This window comes from Campylobacter concisus (genome assembly GCF_002913945.1).
Taxonomy (GTDB): Bacteria; Campylobacterota; Campylobacteria; order Campylobacterales; family Campylobacteraceae; genus Campylobacter_A; species Campylobacter_A concisus_P.
The window spans coordinates 20,195-28,284 of the sequence record NZ_POZK01000016.1 but is presented as its reverse complement, the minus strand read 5'-3'; the positions used below and the strand labels follow the sequence as shown (position 1 = coordinate 28,284).

The window sequence follows — 8,090 nt, the reverse complement described above, 5'->3', positions numbered from 1 at the left end:
AATCTGTTCTATACAAGAATTGTCATTAGATTGCAAAAAGTATCCAAAATCCTTTGCAATACTAAAAGCAAAAGGCGTTTTGCCTACGCCGCCTTTTTTGTTTAATAGAGCTATTTTCATTATTTTATCCTTTTAAAATTTTTACGAAAGCATTATACTTTTTAAAATATTAAAATAATATAAAATAAGTTATAAAGATAGTATTTCTATTATAATAATATAAATACTATTATCTTTCTTTATCTTTTGTCTTTTCTTGGATACTCTCTCTAGCTACTAAAAAATCGGTAAAGTCAAAGCCTTTTTTTAGTGGTTCTTTTATGCCGACGTTCCTGGCAATTTTATTCCAGTCAATTACTTCTATTGTTTTGCAAACATCTTTTAAATCTTCTCTTAAGGCTTTTGCTCCACTCTGCCCTGCTTCATCGTTATCGTATGCGATAGTGATATTTATATCTTTAAAAAGCGGTATATATTTTTCACTAACTCGAGCACTTGCAGATCCAAGGGTAATAGCATTAAAGCCACTAGCAAGAGCGTTTAGGCAGTCTTTTTCGCCCTCAACTATAAAAATCGTTTCATTGTCTTTTTGATTTTTTGCAAAATCTTTTAGATCTCTCAAATTAAAAGGGCAACGTTCTCTATTCTTTGAAAACATTACCTTTGGCAAGGTCACTAAATTTCCATTATCACCAACAAATGGCTGAGGATTTTTATTATACTTCCAAAACGTTAGGCAGTCGCCATTCTCGTTTCTAATAGGCATAATTAATCTATCGGCTTGCTTTGAATATCCAATTTCATACTTTTTGGCTATGTTTTCTTTTTGCTCTTTTGTTGCAGTTGGCAGGGTTTGAGATAGTAGCTCCCAAAATCTTTTGAAATTTTCTTTTCGCTCTACCTGGAATTTATCTATAAAGTCTTGTGTAATAAAGCCTTTGCTTGCTGTTTCACTCTTATTTTTTTTGATTTCAAAAGAGTTTTTTAATGCTGCCATCTTTGTTATATATTCTTTCTTGATAGAATAAGTCTTTTCGGTATATAGGTGTTTGTCTGTTTCTAGCCACTCCATTTCTTTCTTTGAGTCAAACACCATAAGATCATCAAGCGGTTTTATTTTAGAGATAGCCCAATAATAACCTTTTGTTATATCTGAAGCGTTTTCACCGCATCCGACGTAAATTCCACTTTTATTGTCTATTACATTTAAGCCAAAAACAACGGCTTCAGCTCTTATTTCGCTAAGTGTGTCTTTCTTGAATTTAGGCTGTTGATTGCTGCTAAATTTAATATCTTGTGGTCTATTAATTATATCGTTTGCTCTACTAAAGGCATCTTTTTGGGACATATTCTCAAAGGTTGTCATAAAATCTATTATACTACCATACCAACCGCTGCCAAAATCTTTTATTTTGCCGTCCTTTGGATTAATAGACGCACTGGCTGTATTTTCATCACGTATTTTAAATTTATAGTGTCTATCGACGTTATAACCTAAAGTTTCTAAAATTAAGGCGGTTTCATCTTTGCTGTATTGCATTTTTTATCCTTTTATATATAATAAAAATTATATTAATATAATATATTTTAAATTATATTAATATAAAAAACACTAAGATAACTCTTTGCCACTATTTGCAACAATATTTGCTTGACTGCCAGCTTCTAAGCCGCCTTGCTGCTGAGTATTCTGCTTCTTGGCTCGTTTGGCTTCATCAATAATTTTTAATGCCCTGCTTTCAAATTTGCTTTCATAGGTCTTGTCTTTTTTCTTTCGCTCGAGTTCATTTAGGACGATATTTTTTTCACTCTTTAACAGCTCAATAAGATCATTTTTAGGATAGTTTTGCTGCTCAGATAAAAATGATTTTAGATCTACTAAGTTTGATTTGGCTTCATCAAGATCTTTTTGCTCTTTAGAGATAAATTTATCCATATTATCAAAGTAGTTATTCATCCTTACAAAAAATCCATGTAATCCGACCTGGTCTTTTAAATCCTGCCTTGTGCCGTTCATAGCTGAGTTATAATACATATTCTCAGGTGCTAGTATCTCGCCACTTTCTTTGTTTGTTAGCTCAAAAGTTATACTATTATTTAAGCTGCTATAATATCCACTTACAACAAAACCCTTATACTCGCATACGTCATAGCTTTTCTTTGGTGTTTGAAACATCAAATTTATAGTTGCTTGAAATTGATCTTTCATCTTGTTTTGGATTTCTTGAGTATCCTTTGCAGCACTAGCTTTTGGAATAAAGAATTCTTGCTTAGATACTTCATGATTATAAAGATTTGTAGAAAACATGGCACATCTTAGCCCATCGCTACTCTCAAATTTGCCGACATATTCTTTTGTTTTGGTAAACAAGTTTATTCTTTTATTAGAAAATTCTATCATCTTTTCTAAATTGTGCATTTCGGCTTCTTTTTGCTGGAAGTCTTGAGTATATGCCTTTTTCTCTCTTTCTAGCCTTTCAAGTTCATTATTGATCTTAAAATTTGTCAGTATTAACGGATTACCGCTAGCAATAGCCTTAAGCTCTTCATAATTAACAACTTCCTCCTCAAATCCGCTTATATGGTTCTCATCCACAACGCACTTTCTAAATTTGGTAATGCTCTCCGCCTTTTGCTTTACTGTTTGCAACGAGGTTTCATCATAGGTGTTCAAAGTAACGTAATAATTTACATCTACCTCAAATTTGTCCCCATATTTTTTAAGTAGTTCATTACCTTGTCTTATGACACGACCATTTCTTTGTGTTAAATCGCTAGGCTTCCAAGGTATATCAAGATGGTGTATGGCAGTTACTCTCTCTTGCACGTTCGTTCCTGCTCCCATCTTGCCAGTAGATCCTATCAAAACTCTAATTTCACCACGATTTACCTTGTCAAATAGCTCATATTTTTGTTTGTCGGTTGTCGCATCGTGGATAAAGGCTATCTCGTTTTGTGGTATTCCATTTTTTACAAGCTTTCTAAGCAAATCACCATATAAGAAAAATCTATTATCATTGCTATCTCTATCAGTTTCAGATATAAAGTCGCTATTAGTATCTTTGCCTTGCTCGATAGCATCATTGATATTAATAAATTCTTCTTCTTTCTTTGTGGAGCTTATCTCTTGTGTCGTTTCTTGCTCATCTATTACTATATTTTGGGATTGTTGAGATGGTGACTTCGGCGTTCCCATATCTAAAAAGACAAGTTGAGTGCCTTTATCATCATTCCATTTTTCATAAGTGTTTATAATATTTTCTACTGCTTTATTGATTTTTGAATTTGGATCATCTTCAGCAAAAGGATCTATCAGCCTATAATCCAAAGCACAGTATTTAGCATCATTTGTTACTTTTAAATGGTTGTCAATTCTAGGATCATCTGGCATATTTTCAAGCCTATAAATAATAGATCCCTCATTAAATTGTCCATTTTCTTGCTCTACGCCTATATACTCTTTTTGTAAATCACTTGCTGGACTTTTAGTGTGCTTAATATTTACATTAGGGACAAAATTGCTGCCAAGCTCCTTTTTTATATCATCGTTGGTTATGACGTCAGCAAAATCAAGATAAGATCCGCCAAGTGTATTTAAATTTTTGAAGCCAGTAAATCTAGTCACAATTTTATAGTCGCCTGCGACAGCACCAGTTTCGTAAACTCTATCAATATCTGCGTATGTTTTAGCCCAGGCGTCAAAAGAGTCAATGCCTTGATCTTTTAGTGCATTTGGGGCAAGGTATCGCTCTATTAAATAAAGCTCTACCAAGCTATTGCTAACTGGTGTTCCAGTTAAAAACATAATTTTAGCATTGTCTTGGTTATGTAAATAAGTTGTTTTTGAATACATATCCATTGCTCTATCAGAGCCACTTTGAGTTCCTAAGCCTTTAACGTTCTCAAGCTTGGTAGAGTATCTTAAATTTTTATACATATGGCTTTCGTCGACTATTAAATAATCAACGCCTAAGTCAGAAAAGTCAAGCGTTGTGACATTCTTGTTTTGATCCTCTAAAATCTTAGTCACATTGTCCTTTAAAGATTTTAGCTGTGTTTCCATACGCTTGACCGACGGACTTTTTCTATATCCGCTGCTATTTTCTTCCCTAATAGCAATTGCTTGCTCCAGCTCAGCTATCATATGATCAAGCACTTCTTTTTGGCTTTCAGCTGGGGCAGGGATCTCTTTAAATTGTGTTTGTTTCATAATAATGGCATCGTAGTTTCCATTAGCAATTTGGGCTAAGAATTCAGCCCTCTTGTCTTTGCTCATAGACTTATCTTCTGCCACCAGCAGCCTTGCTTCAGGGTAGGCGGTCAAAAATTCATTTGACCACTGACTAACCAAGTGATTTGGGACTACTACAAGGGGCTTATTAACTATACCAAGTTTTTTTTGCTCCATGATCGAGCAAATTGCAGTCAGAGTTTTACCTGCTCCCACTTCGTGATCGATCAGGGTAACTTTTTCATTGACTGCTCTAGCTACAGCGTCTTTTTGGTGCTTTCTTAGATGATATGCTTGATTTATGCCACTAATTTGTAGATAATCCCCATCGTAATGTTTTTTGGCATAGCAGTTAAACTTTTCATTGAAAATATTAGCTATCTCCGTTCTTCTAGCATAATCTTTCATTATCCACTCGTCAAACTCGTTTCTAATAAGATCAATCTTTCTAGTAACCTCTTGTGTAGCTACCATATCAAGCTCTTTTTCATACTCAGGATAGCCATTTTTATTCATTTTGATTGAGCCATCTAAGTTTAACTTTGGTCTATCAGTAGTCACGTAAATTTTTAAATACACGCCATTTAAGGCAGCTTGTGCTATCTCATATGGATCTTTATTTAGACGACTATTATCAGGATGATAATATGCATATTTCTTTTCAACCTTGAAATTAGTATTAGGATTTACAGATCCCTCAAAAACCCACTCAGCGTTTATTGACGAGCAAAATATATCCAACTTTGTATTTTGGTGTAGCTCAAATTTTTCTTTAAAAAATTCCTCATAGTATTTCATAGGTATCCACGAAACCCCAATTGTTGGGTTTATCTCACTAGCTGGTATATCTTTTGGCAATACGTCTTTTAGGCTTTCGACGTTGTTGTAAAATAGTGGCTCTGTCTTTGCCAGATCTTCGGCTTTTTTGTATTTCTCCTTAACATTGCCAGATAGATATTTTGGGGCAAATATGTATTCAGTATTGCCTTGTTCGTAAGCGTCAGGATCTATAAAAATTAATTTTTTATCCAATAGCTCCTTAGAAACATCGTGAGGATCTTTATTTAGATGATTTGCGATATAAGGTATGCTTATTTTTCCGTTGACGTTCATACTTGCATATAAACCATCTGCTGCATTATCAAATTCTATCTTAGGACGAGGTCTTAAAACTCTTTGCTTGAATACATCAGCCTTTTTAAATGAGTTTTTTCCGCCGTCTTTTTCTAAGCCTTTTATGTTGCTAAAATCTGCATCATCATTTAAAACGTTTGTAATATTTTTATTATTTAAATAGTTATTACTCTTAACAAAATCATCATAAATAGTATTTAGATCGTTTCTCTTGTTAATAAGTCTTTGATCGTTATCGTCTATATCTTGTTTTTCAAGAGCAAAAAGCTCTTTTCTACAATCTCTAAGCTTAATGTAATCCTTGGCTATCTTTGTTTCTTTAATACTAAAATTTAGTCTTCTAAAAACAGCCTCATCCTTTATTAGACTATTAGATTTCAAGTAAATTTCGTCACGAAAAATTAGATAGTTACCCACGAGCAGGCTATCAAAGTATTCTTTATTTTCTGAATACTCTTTATCAAATTTAGAGATTATTAGCTCATTTTCATCTACTGGAGCTGGCTCATGGTATTTATAAATATCGCTAGGGAGCTCGTTTTTAATAAAATTGTCTATTGCAGTTTCCAAATTTATATTCGGATTTGGCAGACAATTTAGCTCATATCCAAAACGACCGCTGGTAACCTCTAGGCGACCAAGAACATTTTGCGGATTATTTTTGAAATACTCATTAATGTGTATATCGTTATCATCTACATTTTTAAAGCTAGTAGTATTTACAAATTCTCTATTTAATCTATTATCTAAGCCTTTTTTGAAAAAAACAATATCGGTAACTACTTCGGTTTTTGCCTCGTTAGAAAACGCATTATTTGGCAGCCTAATTGCTCCTAAAAACGTATTATTGCTAGCTATTTTTTTTCTAACATTGTTATTTTTGGCATCCAAAAAGTTGTGAGTTATTACAAAACTAAGAATACCATCATCTTTTAAGTGCCTTAGTGCTTTTGCTGCGAAAAAATTGTGTATTGTATATCCGCAAAGATCTAAATCTTTGTTATCTGCGATCTTTGTTATATTTAGTCTATCATATGGAGGATTTCCAACTATTGCGTCATATTGCGTTTTTTCACTCAAATTTAGGTCTTCAAATCCATATTCATTACTATATACTTGTGCAGTAGGGTAGAGTAGGGTGAGAAATTTGTTTGTTTGATTTTCTATCTCAAGAGCATCAAATTTATAATTCCCTTTTATAGGGCAGCTGGCTAAAAATACTCCATTGCCAGCACTAGGCTCTAAAATTTTTTTGTCCTTATCAGGCTCAGCATTTATTCCCATATGATCTAGGGCTTTATACATGCTATCAACAATAAATTTAGGCGTAAAAAATGCTGTTGTAGTAGAGGCTCTTGCACTAGCATACTCATCTGGGCTAAGTAATTCTTTTAACTCTTTATATTCTTCTTGCCAATCCTCATTTAGCTGATTGAAAGCTTCACTAATTCCACCCCAACCGCTAAATTTACTTATAACATCTTGCTCTTGCCTTGTAATTGTAAAATTTCGATTATTTTCTAGTGCCTTTTCTCTTATAGTCCAAAGAGAATTTGCTAACTTAATCGCTTCTATGTTGTTTTTGAATTTTTCCTTTTTAGAGATTGAGCTTGTCTGAAAGCTATCTTCTAAAATAAAATCCTTATTTTCGCCAGTTGATATGATATTGAGTGTTTTTGTAGTAGCAATAGGCTCTATGTTTATATTTTGTGGCTGAGGAATAATATTTGGCTTTACCTCTTCTTTAACCTCTTCCTCATCGAAATCAAAAAGGCTTCTAGCTCCATCATATTTGTTAGTAGAGCTAGTATCTTTTTTTAATGTCCTAGCAGTTTTTCTCTTATCTCTTTCATCGGATATCTCGCGTCGCTCAGATTGAGATATTCCTTGTAGATCGATAGTCCCCCCATTATCTTGTAAATTTCCAGATCCGTATTGCCCATCTCTCTTAATTTCTTCGCTTCGTCCTCGCAAAGAATATCCTTCTCCCAATACTCCTGCCTGTATAGAGCTATCACTAACTCCTCCAGCTTCTCCTCGTCCACTAGCCCTCTGGCTTGGATGTCGTCTATCATCCCCAAGTTCTCCAAAGCTGTCGTCCAGCGGTAAAGTATCGTTAGTCTGTGCATCCAGTCGCCTGATTGAATATTCGAAGGTGCTGGATATGTTGATCTCATTATCTCTTGTTGTTCCACGTCCAGACGTTTCTCGATATAAGCTTTCATCCGATTTATCACTTCCTCGCTCGGTTCTATCGTATCGCAAGTCATCGCTCTCCAATTCACCCAGTCGTGATTGATTGTTATTAGTATATTGACTAACTCTTTTTTGATCTGCTCTATTTGCTCTTGATTGATCTCGTTGGATTGATTGATCTTGCTCTCCATATTCTTGATTATCAGATATAGATAATTTGAGAAGTTCATCTCCTCTTGCAATGGTGTCCACTCCATTTCCATCATATCCGTTAATCTTTTCTTGGTTATTAGTGGTCTGTTGCCCTTTATCTTGTTTTGTGGGTTTGATAGGATATGGTTGTTCTTGGTATCCACGAAGTCCCAGATCTCGTTTATCGTTTCCTGAAAATTCTTCGGTGATAGTTCGTTGTAATGTGGATTTAGTATGTGAAACATTGTATTCTCCTATGTCAAATGTATTTGGATGGTCATCCCAAAGACTTTTTGCTTCGTATTTACTCTTTTTAGCACGTGCCATTTATTTCTCC

Annotated in this window: 2 protein-coding genes; both read right to left on the bottom strand. The window is 34.2% G+C overall.

Features of this window, described 5'->3' with window-relative positions; genetic code table 11:
• Positions 1–229: 229 nt before the first annotated feature.
• The gene (locus tag CYP64_RS03175) at positions 230–1,540 is read right to left on the bottom strand and encodes a toprim domain-containing protein (protein WP_103648649.1); all 1,311 of its coding nucleotides are present in this window, start codon (positions 1,538–1,540) and stop codon (positions 230–232) included.
• A gap of 72 nt (positions 1,541–1,612) precedes the next feature.
• On the bottom strand, positions 1,613–8,080 hold the full coding sequence (locus tag CYP64_RS03170) for an SNF2-related protein (RefSeq protein WP_181001679.1): 6,468 nt from the start codon (positions 8,078–8,080) through the stop codon (positions 1,613–1,615).
• Positions 8,081–8,090 lie beyond the last annotated feature (10 nt).